This window comes from Streptosporangium sp. NPDC023615, from assembly GCF_040640155.1.
In the GTDB taxonomy this organism is placed as follows: Bacteria; Actinomycetota; Actinomycetes; order Streptosporangiales; family Streptosporangiaceae; genus Streptosporangium.
This window is the reverse complement of sequence record NZ_JBFABE010000013.1, coordinates 26,509-42,479: the sequence shown is the minus strand read 5'-3', so window position 1 is coordinate 42,479 and position 15,971 is coordinate 26,509. Positions and strand designations below refer to the sequence as shown.

14 protein-coding genes are annotated in these 15,971 nt (G+C 72.1%); 10 read left to right on the top strand and 4 right to left on the bottom strand.

Going from position 1 to position 15,971, the window contains the following annotated elements; all coding sequences use genetic code 11:
• The first annotated feature begins 181 nt into the window (after positions 1-181).
• From AB0G16_RS12985 to AB0G16_RS12975, 3 genes are read left to right on the top strand one after another with little or no spacing between them, the layout of a single operon-like run.
• Complete coding sequence (locus AB0G16_RS12985; protein WP_362803281.1) at positions 182-2,266, top strand: DUF6421 family protein; 2,085 nt, start codon at positions 182-184, stop codon at positions 2,264-2,266.
• Positions 2,263-2,934 (top strand): SDR family oxidoreductase, encoded by a 672-nt coding sequence (locus AB0G16_RS12980; RefSeq protein WP_362803279.1) that lies wholly within the window; start codon positions 2,263-2,265, stop codon positions 2,932-2,934. The genes AB0G16_RS12985 and AB0G16_RS12980 overlap by 4 nt, the downstream gene beginning before the upstream one ends.
• Positions 2,931-3,995 carry a beta-eliminating lyase-related protein gene (locus AB0G16_RS12975; protein ID WP_362803277.1) on the top strand — a complete coding sequence of 355 codons (1,065 nt, stop codon included), beginning with the start codon at positions 2,931-2,933 and terminating at the stop codon, positions 3,993-3,995. The genes AB0G16_RS12980 and AB0G16_RS12975 overlap by 4 nt, the downstream gene beginning before the upstream one ends.
• Positions 3,996-4,107: 112 nt before the next feature.
• On the opposite strand, the gene AB0G16_RS12970 is transcribed toward AB0G16_RS12975, so the two are convergent.
• Complete coding sequence (locus AB0G16_RS12970; protein WP_362803274.1) at positions 4,108-4,407, bottom strand: DUF3467 domain-containing protein; 300 nt, start codon at positions 4,405-4,407, stop codon at positions 4,108-4,110.
• Positions 4,408-4,481: 74 nt separating this feature from the next.
• Entirely contained in the window at positions 4,482-5,150 is a 669-nt protein-coding gene (locus AB0G16_RS12965) for a DUF305 domain-containing protein (protein ID WP_362803271.1), read from the bottom strand.
• A gap of 122 nt (positions 5,151-5,272) precedes the next feature.
• Here AB0G16_RS12965 and AB0G16_RS12960 point away from each other — a divergent pair, with 122 nt between their 5' ends.
• Positions 5,273-5,992, top strand: a complete 720-nt coding sequence (locus tag AB0G16_RS12960; RefSeq protein ID WP_362803268.1) for a DUF3105 domain-containing protein — start codon at positions 5,273-5,275, stop codon at positions 5,990-5,992.
• A 309-nt stretch (positions 5,993-6,301) separates the two neighbouring features.
• On the opposite strand, the gene ald is transcribed toward AB0G16_RS12960, so the two are convergent.
• A complete protein-coding gene (ald, locus tag AB0G16_RS12955; RefSeq protein ID WP_362803265.1) occupies positions 6,302-7,420 on the bottom strand; it encodes an alanine dehydrogenase in 1,119 nt (372 codons plus the stop codon).
• 457 nt (positions 7,421-7,877) lie between these two features.
• Here ald and AB0G16_RS12950 point away from each other — a divergent pair, with 457 nt between their 5' ends.
• The 5 genes from AB0G16_RS12950 (at position 7,878) to AB0G16_RS12930 (ending at position 14,777) form a co-directional block, all read left to right on the top strand.
• Positions 7,878-9,353 (top strand): excalibur calcium-binding domain-containing protein, encoded by a 1,476-nt coding sequence (locus tag AB0G16_RS12950; protein ID WP_362803262.1) that lies wholly within the window; start codon positions 7,878-7,880, stop codon positions 9,351-9,353.
• A 526-nt stretch (positions 9,354-9,879) separates the two neighbouring features.
• Entirely contained in the window at positions 9,880-11,211 is a 1,332-nt protein-coding gene (locus AB0G16_RS12945) for a helix-turn-helix transcriptional regulator (RefSeq protein ID WP_362803259.1), read from the top strand.
• 280 nt (positions 11,212-11,491) lie between these two features.
• Positions 11,492-12,145: a copper resistance CopC family protein gene (locus AB0G16_RS12940; protein ID WP_362803256.1), complete on the top strand. Its 654-nt coding sequence runs from the start codon at positions 11,492-11,494 to the stop codon at positions 12,143-12,145.
• Positions 12,142-14,184, top strand: a complete 2,043-nt coding sequence (locus tag AB0G16_RS12935) for a cytochrome c oxidase assembly protein (RefSeq protein WP_362803254.1) — start codon at positions 12,142-12,144, stop codon at positions 14,182-14,184. The genes AB0G16_RS12940 and AB0G16_RS12935 overlap by 4 nt, the downstream gene beginning before the upstream one ends.
• 179 nt (positions 14,185-14,363) lie before the next feature.
• The gene (locus AB0G16_RS12930; RefSeq protein WP_362803251.1) at positions 14,364-14,777 is read left to right on the top strand and encodes an ATP-binding protein; all 414 of its coding nucleotides are present in this window, start codon (positions 14,364-14,366) and stop codon (positions 14,775-14,777) included.
• 93 nt (positions 14,778-14,870) lie between these two features.
• Here the strand turns inward: AB0G16_RS12930 and map are convergent, their stop codons facing one another.
• Complete coding sequence (gene map / locus AB0G16_RS12925; protein WP_362803248.1) at positions 14,871-15,719, bottom strand: type I methionyl aminopeptidase; 849 nt, start codon at positions 15,717-15,719, stop codon at positions 14,871-14,873.
• A gap of 43 nt (positions 15,720-15,762) precedes the next feature.
• Between map and AB0G16_RS12920 the strand changes: the two genes are divergently transcribed.
• Positions 15,763-15,948 carry a hypothetical protein gene (locus tag AB0G16_RS12920; protein ID WP_362803245.1) on the top strand — a complete coding sequence of 62 codons (186 nt, stop codon included), beginning with the start codon at positions 15,763-15,765 and terminating at the stop codon, positions 15,946-15,948.
• Positions 15,949-15,971: the final 23 nt, after the last annotated feature.

The following is a 15,971-nucleotide window of genomic DNA, read 5'->3' as shown; positions in this document are numbered from 1 at the left end:
TCGAGCGATACGGGCGCGGACGAACGCGCCCGGAGTGACTCCGCACCGGGAAGGCGGTCCCTGCTGCGGACCCTGTCCGCGGGCGTACCCCTCCGCCCCTTCAGCCAGCACAGAACTATTGAAACAGGACGGTAGTGTGTATATTTTCCGGCATTACGCTCAATGAGAAGGAGGATTTATCGTGACGGCGCTACCGCGGGTACTGTTCGACGAGGCACACGGCGAGTCGTGGACCATCCGGCGGGACGTGGCCGAGGCGATGAATCCCGGCAACCCCGACGACAGCGGCTACGTCCGCGCCGCCGGCCTGCTGCGCGGGCTGGGACACACCGTGGCCGCGCACACCGGCGGCCCCCTGACCCCGGACCTGCTGGCCGGGCAGGACGTGCTCGTGATCGCCCACCCCGCCGCCGAGCCCTGGGAGCGCACCACCGGCGGCGACCCCGTCCTGGCGGCCGGAGAGCTGGACGCCGTCGAGGAGTACGTGCGCGCGGGCGGCGGCCTGGTCGTGACGGCCGAGTACGAGCAGGAGAAGTACGGCAGCAACCTCACCGAGCTGCTCGCCCGCTTCGGGGTGGGCGTCGAGAGCACCCTCGTCCAGGACCCCGCCAACGCCCACAACGGCGTGGCCTCCTGGGTCCTGGGCGTCCCCGGGCCGGGGACCGCGGCCGGGCAGGACCTGCTCGCCGGGGCGCGGCGCGCCTGCTTCTACCGCGCCGGGGCGCTCACCGCCCCCGAGGACGCGACCGTGCTGTTCCGCGGCTCTCCCACCGCGACCCCGGCGGACCGCCCGCTGGCGGTGGCCCTGCGGCACGGCGAGGGCCGGGTCGTGGTCCTGGCCGACTCCGACCTGTTCGGCGACGACTCGATCGCCGAGTACGACCACGCCGCCCTCTGGGGCAACCTGGTCACCTGGGCCGCCCGCCTGCCCTCGAACGCGAGCCGGAGGGCGGACGAGGCGGCGGAGCCGGCGGGCCGGGCCGAGTTCCGGGCGCTGAAGCAGGCGGTGGAGGCGCTCCGGCCGCTGCAGGCCAAGGACGGCTCGGTCGAACGCGACCGGGAGCGGGCCGCCGGGCTGGTCGCCGAGATCGCCGGGCACGTCGAGCGGCTCGCGCCGCGCTTCCCGCACGACGCCGCCTACCTGGCCGCCGTCGTCGCCGACCTGAACAAGTGGGCCGGCCAGGGGCTCGGGGTGCCCGACTTCCTCGACGCGCTGGAGGCGTTCCATCCCGACACCCAGCGGACCGACGGCCTGGAGCACCTGGTGGTGTTCCCGATGTACACGCAGAACGGCACCGTCTTCCGGCACCTGGAGGCGGTGTGGATCCGCACGATCTGGCCGGACTGGCTGGCCGAGCTGGAGCGGACCCGCTACGACAACCCGATGTTCGTGCCGATCGCCTTCGAGGACTTCACCTCCGGCTACGACACGAACTCGGCGGTGCTCTTCCCCGAGACCGTCGCCGTCCGCGAGACCCCGCCCCGTTTCACCTGGGGCGGGATCTTCGCCGACCGCGAGGCCGCCCGCTTCCGCGCGGTGAGCGCCGCCGCCGCGGCCACCCTCAAGCTGGACCTGCCGCCGGACGCGGCCCGCCTGATCGCCTCCCAGGAGCTGGCCCAGGACACCTTCGTGCTCTGGGACCTGATCCACGACCGCACGCACAGCCACGGAGACCTGCCGTTCGACCCGTTCATGATCAAGCAGCGCATGCCGTACTGGCTGTACTCCCTGGAGGAGCTGCGCTGCGACCTGACCGCGTTCGGCGAGGCCGTGATGCTGGAGCGCGAGAACGTGCCGCACGCCCGCTACGTGCAGCTCGCGATCCTGTTCGACCGGCTGTTCCGCTTCCCGATCACCGGCGGCCGGGTCCGCAACTACGACGGCCTGGGCGGGCAGCTGCTCTTCGCGTACCTGCATCGCAACGACGTGGTGCGCTGGACCGACAACCGTCTCGGCGTCGACTGGGACCGGCTCGCCGGGGGCGTCGCCGACCTGCGGGCCGAGGTCGAGAAGCTCTACCGGGACGGCATCGACCGCTCCAAGCTCGCCCACTGGCTGGCCGCCCACCAGCTCGTCGCCGCCTACGTCGAGCCGCACCCGGCCTCGGTCTGGGCCCGCGGCGCGGCCGCCCTGCCCGCCGAGGGATTCCCGAAGACCGCGGTGGACGCGGTACTGCCCGACGAGTTCCCCCTGAGCATGTTCTACGAGGCCCTGCGCCGTAAGCTCGGCGATGTCGTCGACTCCACGAAGGGCATCCGAGCATGATCATCCTTGTCACCGGCGCGGGCGGTCCCGCGGGCCGGGCCGTCACGCGCAGGTTCACCGGGCAGGGTCACACGGTGATCGGCGTCGACAGGAGCGGCGCCGACGGCCTGCTCGCGGTGGATCTGCTCGACGCCGACGCCGTCGGGAGGCTCGCGCGGGACGTGGCGGCCGAGCACGGCCACGTGGACGGGATCGTGCACCTGGTCGGCGGCTGGCGCGGGTCGAAGACCTTCGCCGAGACCTCGCTGGAGGACTGGGCGCTCCTGCATGACCTGCTCATCCGCACGCTCCAGCACGTCACGCTCGCCTTCGAGCCCTTGCTCAAGGCCGCCGAGCGCGGCCGGTTCGCCATCGTCTCGGCCAAGGCCGCCGAGCGGCCCACCCAGGGCAACGCCGCGTACGGCACGGCCAAGGCCGCCTCGGAGGCGTGGACCCTGGCCTTCGCCGACGCCCTGGAGGGCACCGGCGCCACCGCGAACATCCTGGTCGTCAAGGCGCTCGTGCACGAGGGCATGCGCGAGGCGAGCCCGGAGCGGGCCTTTCCCGGCTTCACCGACGTCGGCGACCTCGCCGAGGCGGTCGAGCGGCTGTGGGAGAGCGACGCCAACGGCACCCGGATCGATCTGACGGCCGGGCGCGGCGCCGGCCGGGGGGAGGAGAGCCCATGACGGACGCCGTCCGCAGGCACGACCCGCTGGCGAAGGGCTTCGCCAGCGACAACTACGCCGGGGTGCACCCGGAGGTCCTCCAGGCGATCGCGCTCGCCAACGGGGGGCACCAGACCTCCTACGGCGACGACGTCTACACCGCCGCGCTGCAGGACGTCTTCCGGCGGCACTTCGGGCCGGCCGCCGAGGTCTGGCCGATGTTCAACGGCACCGGCGCCAACGTGGTCGCGCTCCGCTCGATGACCGCCCACTGGGAGGCGGTGGTCTGCGCGGAGTCGGCGCACATCCACACCGACGAGGGCGGCGCCCCCGAGCGGTCGGCCGGGCTCAAGCTGCTGCCGGTCGCCACCCCGGACGGCAAGCTCACCCCCGAGCTGATCGACAGGCAGGCCTGGGGCTTCGGCGACGAGCACCGGGCCCAGCCCAAGGTCGTCTCGATCAGCCAGACCACCGAGCTGGGCACGCTCTACACGCCCGAGGAGATCAGGGCGATCTGCGACCACGCCCACGGCCTGGGCATGGTCGTCCACCTCGACGGCGCCCGCGCCACCAACGCCGCGGCCGCGCTCGACGTGCCGCTGCGCGCGTTCACCACCGACGCGGGGGTGGACGTGCTCTCCTTCGGCGGCACCAAGGCGGGCCTGATGTTCGGCGAGGCCGTCGTGGTGCTCGACCCCGGCGCCGTCCGGGGCCTGCGCTACCTGCGCAAGACCGCCATGCAGCTCGCGTCGAAGATGCGGTTCGTCTCGGTGCAGTTCGAGGCGCTGCTCGCGGGCGACCTGTGGCTGCGCAACGCCCGCAACGCCAACGCCATGGCCAACCGGCTGGCCGAGGCGGTGCGGGACGTGCCCGGCGTGCGGATCCCGCGCCCGGTGCAGGCCAACGCGGTCTTCGCGGTCCTGCCCCGGGACGTGACCGAGCGCCTGCAGAAGCGCTTCCGCTTCTACACCTGGAACGAGGCCACCGGCGAGGTGCGCTGGATGACCGCGTTCGACACCACCGAGGCCGACGTGGACGCGTTCGCCGCCGCCGTGGCGGAGGAGTCGCGCGCCTCGGCGTGAACGGGCGCCCGCGTGAACGCGCCCGGACCCGGGGCGGACCGCCCCGGGTCCGGGCGCGGGCGGGTACGGGCGGACCCGGGAGCGTGAGGGCGCGCGGGCGGGGCGCCCGCGGTCAGTTCTTGTGGCCGGTCTCGTGCTCGTAGGCGGTGAGCTGCTGCTCGAGCGCCTTCATCAGCTCGAACACCTGGCTGGGAGGGATGCGGATCCGGCTGACGATCCGGGTCGGCACGCTCACGAAGTGCTCCCCGGAGGAGGGGTCGTTGTCGAGCTGGGGCGGCCTGGTGATCACCGCGAAGTCCAGGACGAAGCCATCCTGGGTGTGCCACACAGAGGCAAAATTCGCATACTGCCCCATTTCCACCTCGGCGGAGATGCTCACCTCCAGCCGGTTCTCCGGTTCGTCGTTCACCATTCTCATTCCTCCGGCCAGGTTGGCTCCATGCTGCCCTGGCCGGAAACCGGCCGCACAGGGACGCGCCGACGCCACTAAAGGATGGAAGGCAGCCGCTGGGCGCCGCGCTGCCGCAACATGTCGGTCATCAACTTGATCTCACCTGTCTGACCGTTGACGATGTGCCGTGCCATCGTGGCCACCTCGTCGCGGTCGGACAGTTTCAGCAGGCCCTGGCCCATCTGCACGCCGCCCTCGTGATGACGGATCATGAGTTGCAGGAAAAGGATCTCCTGCTCCCTGCCGGTGGCCCGCCCGAGCCTTGTGAGCTCGTCCTGCGAGGCCATACCGGGCATCGTGGCCGAGGCGGCCGATGTTACGGCCTGACCGCTCCGAGCGCCGTGACCGCCGTGACCGGCCATCCACGCCATGGCGGGCCGCTCACCCGACTGGGTGAGCCCCCACTGCTGCAGCCAGCCGGTGAAGATCCCGCGTTGTGCCGTCTGGGTGACGATGATGTCGTAGGCCAGCCGCCGCAGCGCCTCGTCCTCGCTCCCGTCCCTGGCGATGAAGGACATCTCGACGGCCTGGGCGTGGTGGACGGACATGTCGCGGGCGAACCCCGCCTCCGGCGAGGCGTCGGTCGGGGTGGCGGTCCTCCCCACGACCAGCAGTGACACGACCGCCGCCAGCAGGCAGCCGAGCAGCACGCCGAGCGCGACCCCGCGTCCGGGCCGTGCGCCGTCTCCAACCCCGGTCTCCATTATCCCCCCAGAGTACCCACTGTCAGGAATCGTCGCTGTATCAGGCGTTGTCGACTGCTTATTCTCCACATACGCCAGTAGGGCATAAGGTGACCCGAAGTTGTTTGCCGGCTGGAGGGTCGATGACCAAGGAAAAGGCGCAGGCGAGGCGAGAGCACCTCACCAGGATGCGTGAGGAGCAGAAGCGCAAGGAACGCAGGACCGCGCTCCTGATGTGGGGCGGAGGCGGCCTCGTCATCGTTCTGCTCGTCGGGCTCGTCGCCTTCTATCTGATCAGCGAGCGTTCGCAGACGTCGCTGGACGCGGTCACGACCGCCAAGTACCCGGGCAGTGTCCACGTCGAGACCAAGGTCTCGTACAAGGAGACGCCGCCGATGGGCGGGGAGCACAGCTCGGCCTGGCAGAACTGCGGGATCTACGACCAGCCGATCAACAACGAGAACGCCGTCCACTCCATGGAGCACGGCGCGGTGTGGATCACCTACCGGCCCGACCTGCCCAAGGCCGAGCTGGACAGGCTCAAGGAGCTGGCCTCCAAGGACTACATGCTGCTCAGCCCCTACCCGGGCCTGCCCGCCAAGGTGGTGGCCAGCTCCTGGAACAAGCAGCTCACGCTGAACAGCGCCGAGGACCCGCGCCTGCCCAAGTTCATCAGCAAGTACAAGAACGGGCCGGACACCCCCGAGCTCGGCGCGTCCTGCAGCGGGGCCGTGGGCACCACCACCGCCCAGGCGCCCATCCCGGACGCCGCCCCGTCGTCCGCCCCGACCGCCACGCCCGGCCAGAGCCCGGCGGCCACCCCCGAGGCGACCCCCGCGCCCAGCGCCAGCCCGGCTCCCTGACGACCGGGCACCCCGCCGCCCCCGGCCCCCTCCGGGCCGGGGAGCCGGAGGGGGCCGGTGGGCCGGCTCGCTTCGGCAGGGGCGCATGAAGAGCTCCTCCAGCGTCGGCGGGCGGCTGGTGGGCGACCAAGGGCAACCGCCTCCGGATCGTCGTCGAGGCCGTCGAGGTCGTCGAGGCCGTCGAGGAGGGCCTGGAGGCCACCCCGCGATGACCCGCCGCCGGTGACGAGCCCCCTCGCCGGGATCGGCCCCGGACGGGTGCCCCCGCAAGGCCCGCTCTCGCGGCATCGGCCCCCGGGGAGACCGGCGTCAGCCGCGCAGGACGTCCTCCACCGGCACCGCCTCCAGGCCGTGGGCCTCGGCCACGGGACGGCTGGTCAGGTGTCCCTCGTAGGTGTTCAGGCCCGCCGCCAGCGCGGGATCGGCCCGCAGCGCCTCCCGCCAGCCCCGGTTCGCGATCGCCAGCGCGTAGGGGACGGTCACGTTGGTCAGCGCGTAGGTCGAGGTGTGCGGTACGGCGCCCGGCATGTTGGCCACGCAGTAGAACACCGAGCCGTGCACCCGGTAGGTCGGGTCGTCATGGGTGGTGGGGTGGGAGTCCTCGAAGCAGCCGCCCTGGTCGATGGAGATGTCCACCAGCACCGAGCCCGGCTTCATCCGCGAGACCAGCTCGTTGCTCACCAGCTTGGGCGCCTTCGCGCCCGGCACCAGCACCGCGCCGATCACCAGGTCGGCCTCCAGCACCGCCCGCTCGATCTCGTACGCGTTGGAGGCCACGGTCTTGCAGTGGCCCTTGTAGATCACGTCCGCCTGGCGCAGCCGGTCGATGTCGCGGTCCAGCAGCAGCACCTCCGCCTGCATGCCCAGGGCGATGACCGCGGCGTTCATGCCGGAGACCCCGGCGCCGATCACGACCACGGAGGCCGCGCGCACCCCCGAGACCCCGCCCATCAGCACGCCCCGCCCGCCGCCCTGGCGCATCAGGTGGTACGCCCCCACCTGCGGGGCGAGCCGCCCGGCCACCTCCGACATCGGGGCCAGCAGGGGCAGGAAGCCCACGGGGCTCTGCACGGTCTCGTACGCGACTCCGGTGACGCCGGACTCCAGCATCGCCACGGTGCACGCCCGCGACGCGGCCAGGTGCAGGTAGGTGAAGAGCACCTGCCCCTTGCGCATCCGGTGGTACTCCTCGGGGACGGGCTCCTTGACCTTCAGGACCAGGTCTCCCTCGGCCCACACGTCGTCGGCGGAGTCCAGGATGGTCGCGCCCACGTTCCGGAAGTCGTCGTCGGGGAGGGACGACCCGAGCCCGGCGTCCTTCTCCACGAAGACCCGGTGGCCGTGCCGGACGAGCTCGTGCGCTCCGGCGGGGGTCAGGGCCACGCGGTACTCGTGGTTCTTGACCTCGCGGGGAACTGAGATCCTCACGGCTCCTCCAGGGTGGGCGCGTGTCCTCTGCGGCACCGTGCTCTTCGGCACCGTGACCGTGCTCTCCCTGTGTGCGTTCCCCGAAAGAGGGCGGCCACGCGCGCCACGGGCGGAGGCGAGGCCGGGAGGTGCCGAGGAGCCTGCGCCGCTCGCCGGGCCGCGGCCCCACGCCGGGTCCGGGGCGCCTCCCGGCCACGGACATGATCCTTCTTCGGCACATGTCCTGACGTACGGGGTTACCGGCTGGTCGCGCAGATCGGTAGGCTCGCCGCGGACGGACGCGAACGGCTGCGAGGAACGCGGGGACGTGACGATGGGGATGCACGCGGGGCGGGGTGGGGTGCCGCCCGGACCGCAGGAGCCTCCAGCCGGTTCCGACGACCCGTCCGGGGCGCGGCGAAAGTCCTCACCCGGCGCCTACGACGCTTTCCGGCGGCCCGGCACCCCCGGCGTCCCCGTGCCCGACGTCCATGACGTTTTCAAGCGGCCCGGAATCTCCGAGATCTTCACGTCCGACACCTATGACGCCTTCACGCCGCCGCCGCGTCCCGGCGCCCGGCCGGGACGCCACACCCGCGGCGCCCCGGGGGCCGGGGAGGCGTGGCAGGAGCGCGACGGCAGGGGCGCGGACGAGCCCGGGGAGGAACCGACGCGGGTGGCCGGCTTCGGGGCGATCGCACCCGGCGCCGATGCGCCCGGGGCCGCCGGGGTACCGGGTCCGGACGCGCACGGTCCCGGCGTGCCCGGTCCCGGCGTGCCCCGTACCGGTCCTGGCGGGGCCACCGGCATGCCCGGTCCCGGTGCGCCCGGGAACGCCGGTGTGGCGGATCCCCTGGGGGCGCCCGGGAACGTCGGCGTGCCGGATCCCCTGGGCGCGCCCGCGATCGCCGGTGTGGCGGATCCCCTGGGGGCGCCCGGGAACACCGGCGTTCCCGGGAAGGGGGCGCCCGGAAGCGGCGGGCCACCGGCCGGAGGCGGGCCGGTGGTGCCCCGGGCGAGCCGGGCCACCACCGCGATCCTGGTGGCGGCCCTCGTGGTGGTCGTGCTGGTCACCGGCATCCTCGGCACCATCGCGGTGCTCATGACCCGCAACCCCGACATGCCGCTCGGCGCCCCGCCGCCCAGCAAGCTGGCGGCCCCCATCCACTTCGCGCCGGTGACCGAGGTGAAGGCCGGTGCCTGCACGGTTCCGGAGACCTACCCCGACGACCTCGGGCAGAACTGCTACACGGTCGCCGCGGGAATCAGCGTGAACGCGGTGCGGAAGATCGAGGCCGTCCAGGAGAAGAGCGGCGTCTACTCGGTGAGGATCGCTTTCGCCCCCGCCTTCCGTGAGCAGATCAACGCCCTGACCGAGGAGGCGGTCAACGCGGAGAGCCCGGTCAGGCAGCAGATCGCGATCGTGGTGGGGGAGAAGGTGGTGGCCGCCCCCCGGGTGGTCCAGGCGATCACCGACGACAGCCTGAGCATCGCCGGAGCCCTCACCAAGGAGCAGGCGGACGCGATGGTCGTCCGGCTGCGCGGCTCCGGCGCCCCCGTACCGCAGTCGACGTCCGCCCCCCAGACGGGCGAGTCGGTCTTCACCCCGCCCGTCGGCGACCCCGCCGCGACCGACCCCGCCGCGACCGACCCCGCCGCGACCACCTCGGCCCCTGCCGGTCCCGCCGCGACAGGCCCGGCCGCGACCGGTCCCGCCGCGACCACCTCGGCCACGAACGGCTCGGCCACGAACGGCTCGACCACGAACGGTCCCGCCGCGACGAACCCCGCTACCCGGAACGACACGTCGGCGGGAGGCCTCGACCCCAAGTACGCCGACTGCAAGCAGGTGGCCGCCAACGGGTACGGCCCCTACTTCCGGGACTCCCACGAGGAGTACAAGTGGTACGTCGACGGGGACGGGGACGGTGTGGCCTGCGAGTCGGGCACATGACCCGAGACCGCCCCGGGCCGGGGCGGCAGGCGTGACCGGCGCGATCCCGGGAGGGTTGGGGACGGACCGGAAGAGGAGCGCCCGGGGGACCGAAGGGGTCCCGGGAGGGGCACGGACGAGGCCATGGCGGGCGGGCGTGTTCGCGACAAGCGAAAGGCCAGATCCGTGATGGACCTGGCCTCAAGGGACGCTCACGCCGGACCCGGGGGAGGAAGTCGACGACACGACACCGAGGTCACCGGGATCGGTGGCCCAAGGTCTGGAAGCCCTTCGCGGAAGAGGATCCGGTTCTGATCCACTTCCGATTTCACCCGGCGAACTGAGTCACGACTTAGTCGGGACCATTCCAGCCCAGCTCGCCCATGGCGTTCACCGGCAAAGAATAGTCAACGGCGGCGTTCTGAGGGGCAGACGAATCAGCACTCGCGGTCGTAACATTGCCAGAGGCGGCAAAAGCAGCCGCAAATAGCATGGCGAGGGCAGACAGGGACAAGGTAAGGCGTCGGCGCACGGGGAGACTCCTGTCGTGGGTTCTGCTTCTCAACACTATCTTTCAAGGGGCAACGTGACCGGTCAAGACTTAGTGGGGCAACGCATCAAGACCGTTCGTCGGCAACGAGGTCTTTCCCAGGCGCAGCTCGCCCATCCGGAACTGTCGGACAGCTACGTGTCCCTCATCGAGAGCGGCAAGCGCACTCCGACCCCCGCAGTGTTGGAGCTTCTCGCCGAAAAACTCGACTGCTCGCTCACGTATCTGGTGAACGGGGTCACGGCCGAGCAGATGCAGGAGATCGAACTCGCGCTGGGTTACGCGAAGCTCGCCATGGAGAACGGCGAGGTCGTCGAGGCCCGCACCCGCTACACCGAGCTCCTGGCGGACGGCGGCCTGGCGGGCCTGCCGCAGCTACGGCAGGACGCCGAGTACGGCCTGGCCCTGGCGACCGAGGCGTGCGGCGAGCTCGACCAGGCGATCGCCCTGCTCGAGGGGCTGCGCGAGAACGACCTGGTGGTCATGAACCCCGAGCGCCACATCGCGGTCGCCGTCGCGCTCTCGCGGTGCCACCGCGAGAAGGGCGACCTGGCGCGGGCGGTGCAGGTTCCCGAGCAGATCCTCGGCGGCGCGGTCCGTCCCGCCTGGAACGACGACCTGATGAGGCTGGGGGGCCAGCTCCTCGTGGCCTACATCAGCCGCGGAGACCTGCTCCGGGCACGTCAGTTCTCCACCGAGCTGCTGGCCGCCGCCGAGGTCCTCGGCACCCCGCAGGCGCTGACCCTGGCGTACTGGGGCTCCGCGATCGTCGCCGTCGAGAGCGGGCAGGCCCAGGAGGCGGTCGCCCACGTCGAGCGGGCCCTGGCGATCCAGTCCGAGTACGGCGACCCGCGCCGGCTGGCCCGCCTGCGCGGCGACTACGCCCAGGTGCTGCTGACCGCCCGGCCGATGGAGGCGGAGGCCTGGCGCGACGTGCTGCTGAAGGTGGAGAGCGAGCTCTCCGAGAGCGCCGCCAACCCGATGGACAAGATGCGCTGCGCCATGAACCTCGCCCGGGTGGAGCTGCTGCTGGCCCGGCCCGAGCCGGCCGCGGAGCGCATGAGCGTCGTCTGCGGCATGCTCGACGGCCTGCCGCAGATCATGCAGGCGGAGGCGCGGCTGCTGTACGGCCAGACCCTCGCCGAGCTGGGCAGGCAGGACGAGGCCTCACGGGAGCTGGGGGCGGGGGCCGAGTGCCTGGAGCGCTCGCCCACCACCAGGGACACCGCACACGCGTGGCTGACCGCCGCGCAGGTCCTGGAGCGCATCGACGAGCCCGCCCGGAGCGTCGACGCCTACAAGCGGGCACTGGCCAGCGTCGGGTTGTAGGCCACCCGATACCTTCGAGGCTCTCGATGTCCCCGATGTCCCCGATGTCTGTGATGTTTTCGATGCCTGCGATGTTCCTGATGTCGTTGGATTCGGAGCGGCGCCGGGTTCTCCCCGGGCGGCACCGGTCGGCGCCGGACCGCGGGCCTCGCCGGTCCTCCCGGGACGGGGCGCACCCGTCCCGGGAGGACCGGACAGGACCGGACGGGAAAGGACACGCAGCCGTGGATCGGGTGGGGGGTCGAGACCGCGGTACCGCGTCGGTAGCCTTGTGGTTGCCATGAAGACTTCCCCTGTCGCGGCCCTCCTCGCGCTCCTCGCCGTCCTCGTTCTCGGCACGGCCCTCGCCTCGCCCGTACTCGCCCATGACCGGCTCAAGAGCAGCGACCCGGCCAAGGGCGCGGAGGTCGAGAGCCTGAAAGAGGTGAAGCTGACGTTCAGCGCCTCGGTGCGCTTCCCGAACGTCGTCGTCCGCTCCGGCGACGAGAACCACCAGGAGGGCAAGTCCTCCGTCGACGGCCCCGTGGTGACCCAGAAGGTCAAGGAGAACCTGCCCCCCGGCAGGTACGTCATCGCCTACCGCGTCGTCTCCTCCGACGGTCACCCGATCGAGGGAGAGATCCCCTTCACCCTCCTCGGCACGGCCTCCTCCCCGCCTGAGTCCTCGGCGTCCTCGGCGTCCCCTGAGTCCCCTGGGTCCCCGGGCTCCTCCGGGTCGCCGCCGGCGGACGCCGGGTCCGGCTCCGCCGCCGCGAGCGCCCCGGCCGCGAGCGCCTCGGCCGCCCCTGCCACGGACTCGCTCGCCCCGGCCGCCGCGACCGGGGACTCCGGCTCCTCGGGAGGCGTACCGGGCTGGGTGTGGATCGTCGTCGGCGCCCTGACCGGCGTCGGCATCGGCCTGTTCTTCAGCATGCGCGGCAAGAAGCAGCCGTGAGCGGCCCCGCGCGGGCCGCGCAGAAGGCCGAGACGACCCCGGCGGCGAAGGGCGGGACCGTACGGCTCGTCCTGGCCGGAACCGGCGCGGCCGTCGTCGCCCTGGTGGTCGCCATGATCGCCGGAGGCGCGGCGTTCCCCCGGATCATCCCCGGCCTGCCGGACCAGGGGGCCTTCACCCGGTGGGGGCTGCCGCTGGCGAAGCTGACGATGGACGGGGCAGGCGTGCTCACCGTCGGCGCGCTCCTGGCGGCCGCGATCCTGCTCCCCAGCGACAAGGGCCTGCTGGGCGGGCCCGCCCTCGCCTACGTCAGGGCCGCCTCCTGGGCCGCCCTCGTCTGGGCCGGGGCCGCCGCGGCCACCATGGTGTTCAGCCTCTCGGACGTGTTCGGGCTGCCCGTGACCGAGGTGCTCGGCGGTGACGAGCTCACCAGCTTCGCCAGCCAGGTCTCCCAGGGCATCGCGCTGACGCTGGTGGTGCTGTTCTCGGTCGCCATCGCGCTCTTCGCGCGTGGTGCGATCACCGTGGGCGCGGCCGGCGGCCTGCTGGTGCTGGCCCTGGCCACGATGCTCCCGCCCGCGCTGACCGGTCACTCCTCCTCCTCGCCCAACCACGACCTGGCCACCACCGCCGTGGCCGTGCACCTGATCGTCCTCGCGCTCTGGGTGGGCGGTCTCGGTGTGCTCTGCGCGCACGCGCTGCGCCGGCGGCCGCACCTGGAGATCGCCGCCACCCGCTTCTCGACCCTGGCGCTCTGGTGCTTCATCGGGGTGGGGCTGTCCGGCGTGTTCAGCGTCATGGCCAGGCTCACCTCCGTCTCGGAGCTGTTCACCTCGGCGTACGGGCTGCTGCTGCTCGCCAAGACCGCCGCGTTCGCGCTGCTCGGGGTCATCGGCTGGTGGCACCGCAGGCGGACGCTGCCGCTGCTGGCCACGCAGGGGTCGGGGCCGTTCGTCCGGTTCGCCACCGGTGAGATCGTCGTCATGTTCGCGGCCGTCGGGCTGGGCGTCGCCCTGTCCCGCACCGCGCCGCCGCCCGCCGTCCTGCCGGTGGACAGGGCCTTCGAACTGCTCGGCTACACCATGCCCCCGGAGATCTCGCTCGCCAACCTGGCGTCGCTGTGGTGGTTCGACCTGTTCTCCGGCACGATCATCGCCCTGCTGGCCGGTCTCTACATCGCCGGTCTCGTCCGGCTCCACCGGCGCGGCGACTCCTGGCCCAAGGGCCGGACGGCCGCCTGGTTCGTCGGCGTCCTGATCCTGCTGATCGCCACCCAGAGCGGCGTCGCCCGCTACGCCAAGGTGCTCTTCAGCGCGCACATGGCCGAGCACATGACGCTCTCCATGATGGTGCCGATCTTCCTGGTGCTCGGCGCGCCCGTGACCCTGGCGCTGCGCGCCCTGGCCCCCGCGGCCCGCCGGGGCGACCGGGGGCCCAGGGAGTGGCTGACCACGATCCTGCACAGCAGGTTCGTCCGGTTCGTCTCGCATCCGGCGATCGCCACGACGATCTTCATCGTCTCCACCTACGCGCTGTACTTCACGCCGCTGTTCGCCGCCGCCATGGAGGAGCACCTCGGCCACATCGCGATGACGGTGCACTTCCTGCTCAGCGGCTCCCTGTTCTTCTGGGTGATCATCGGCATCGACCCGGCCCCCCACCGGCTGCCGCACGTGGCCCGGCTCATCCTGCTGTTCGTGACCATGCCGTTCCACGCGTTCTTCGGCATCGCGCTGATGAGCATGACCACCGTGCTGGCCTCGGAGTGGTACGACCAGCTCGGCCGGACCTGGGGGCCCTCCGGTGTGGCCGACCAGCAGGCCGGCGGTGCCATCGCCTGGGGCTTCGGGGAGATCCCGACGCTGATCGTGCTGCTCGCGCTGGCCTTCCAGTGGTGGCGTGCCGACGACCGCGGGGCCCGCCACGCCGACCGCCGCGCCGAGGCGGCCGCGGCCCGCACGGGCGGGAGCGGCGACAGCAGGCTCGACGACTACAACGACTACCTGGCCAAACTCAACAGGCGAGACGGCGGTCGGTAGCCGTACGGCTACGCCCTTCTACCCTCCCCCTTCTCGGAGGTCCCTCCCGGGTAGCCTGGTATCTCACAGGGGGCTCGTGCTCACCGCAGCGGGCGCAGCGCATCGTCATCGCGCGCCACGCCGAGTCACATCCGGTCGGGGGGCCGGTGACTGACATGTGCATCAGGGAAGGTTGAGCGGTGTCCGAGGAAGTGCGTGTACGGGATGACAGGAGCCGGACCCTGGCCCAGGCCCTTGAGGAGCACCTCACCGAATGGTCCGAGCGCACCGGGATCGCCGTCGAGATCTGGGCGCTGCCCGGCCGTGACGTCCCGGCGGCCTTCGGTGAGGTCGTGCTGGCCGTGCTGGCGGAGGCGCTCTCCAACGTCGAGCGCCACAGCCGCGCCCGGGTCGTCTCCGTCGCCGTCACGCACGGGCACGGCGGTCTGCGCATGACGGTCAGTGACGACGGCGTCGGCTTCTTCGGCGAGGCCCGGGGGCGGGGCGTCACCGCCATGCGCGCCCACTTCCACCGGCTCGGCGGGTCGCTGGGCGTCAACGGCAGCCCCGGAGAGGGGACCACCGTCACCGGGGTGCTGCCCCGCCGAGGGTAGACCGGGAGCCGGGGCGGGGAGCGCCGCGGTCCGCCGCCCGCACGCACCGGCTCGTCCGGGCCGGCCGGGCGCGGGCCCGTCCCGGGTGACGGCTCAGGGAAGGGTCAGGATCTCGCGGCCGGTCTCGGTCACCAGGATGGTGTGCTCGAACTGGGCGGTGCGCCTGCGGTCCTTGGTGACGGCGGTCCAGCCGTCGGGCCAGACGTCGTAGTCGATGGTGCCGAGCGTCAGCATGGGCTCGATCGTGAACGTCATCCCCGGCTCCAGGGTGACCGCCAGCGACGGGTCGTCGTAGTGCGGGACGATCAGGCCCGAGTGGAACGTGGTGCCGATGCCGTGCCCGGTGAAGTCGCGGACCACGCCGTAGCCGAAGCGCTTGGCGTACGCCTCGATCACCCGGCCGGCCACGTTGAGCTGGCGGCCCGGCGCGATGGCCTTGATGGCCCGCTCGGTGGCCTCCCGGGTGCGCTCGACCAGCAGGCGCGACTCCTCGTCGACGTCCCCGACCAGGAAGGTGGCGTCGGTGTCGCCGTGCACGCCGCCGATGAAGGCGGTGATGTCGACGTTGACGATGTCACCGTCGCGCAGCACGGTGTCGTCCGGGATGCCGTGGCAGATCACCTCGTTGATCGAGGTGCACAGCGACTTGGGGTAGCCCCGGTAGCCGAGCGTGCTGGGGTAGGCGCCGTGGTCGCAGAGGAACTCGTGGCCGATCCGGTCGAGCTCGTCGGTGGTGACGCCGGGGGCCACGTGCCTGCCGACCTCCTCCAGGGCCTGGGCGGCCAGCCTGCCCGCGATCCGCATCCGCTCGATGATCTCGGGGGTCTTGACGTCGGGCTCTCCGGTCTTCGGGGATTTCTTCCCGACGTACTCCGGCCGCTGGATGTGGGAGGGGACCTTGCGGAGGGGAGAGATCCGCCCGGGCTGGAGCAGTGTCGTCATGGTCCGCCAGTCTAGTTGTCTCGTCACTGGGCAGGATTGCGGCATGAGTGATCAATGGTGGTTCTGTCTCACGCATCAGGCCGTCGAACCCGACAAGGGGTGCCCGAACAAGGACCGGATGGGGCCGTACCCGACCCGCGAGGCCGCGGCCGCCGCGCTGCAGACCGCGGCCCGGCGGAACGAGGACTGGAAGAAGAACGACAAGGGCTGGGACGGGGACGACGACTGAGACCGCGGCCCGGACGGCCGGCC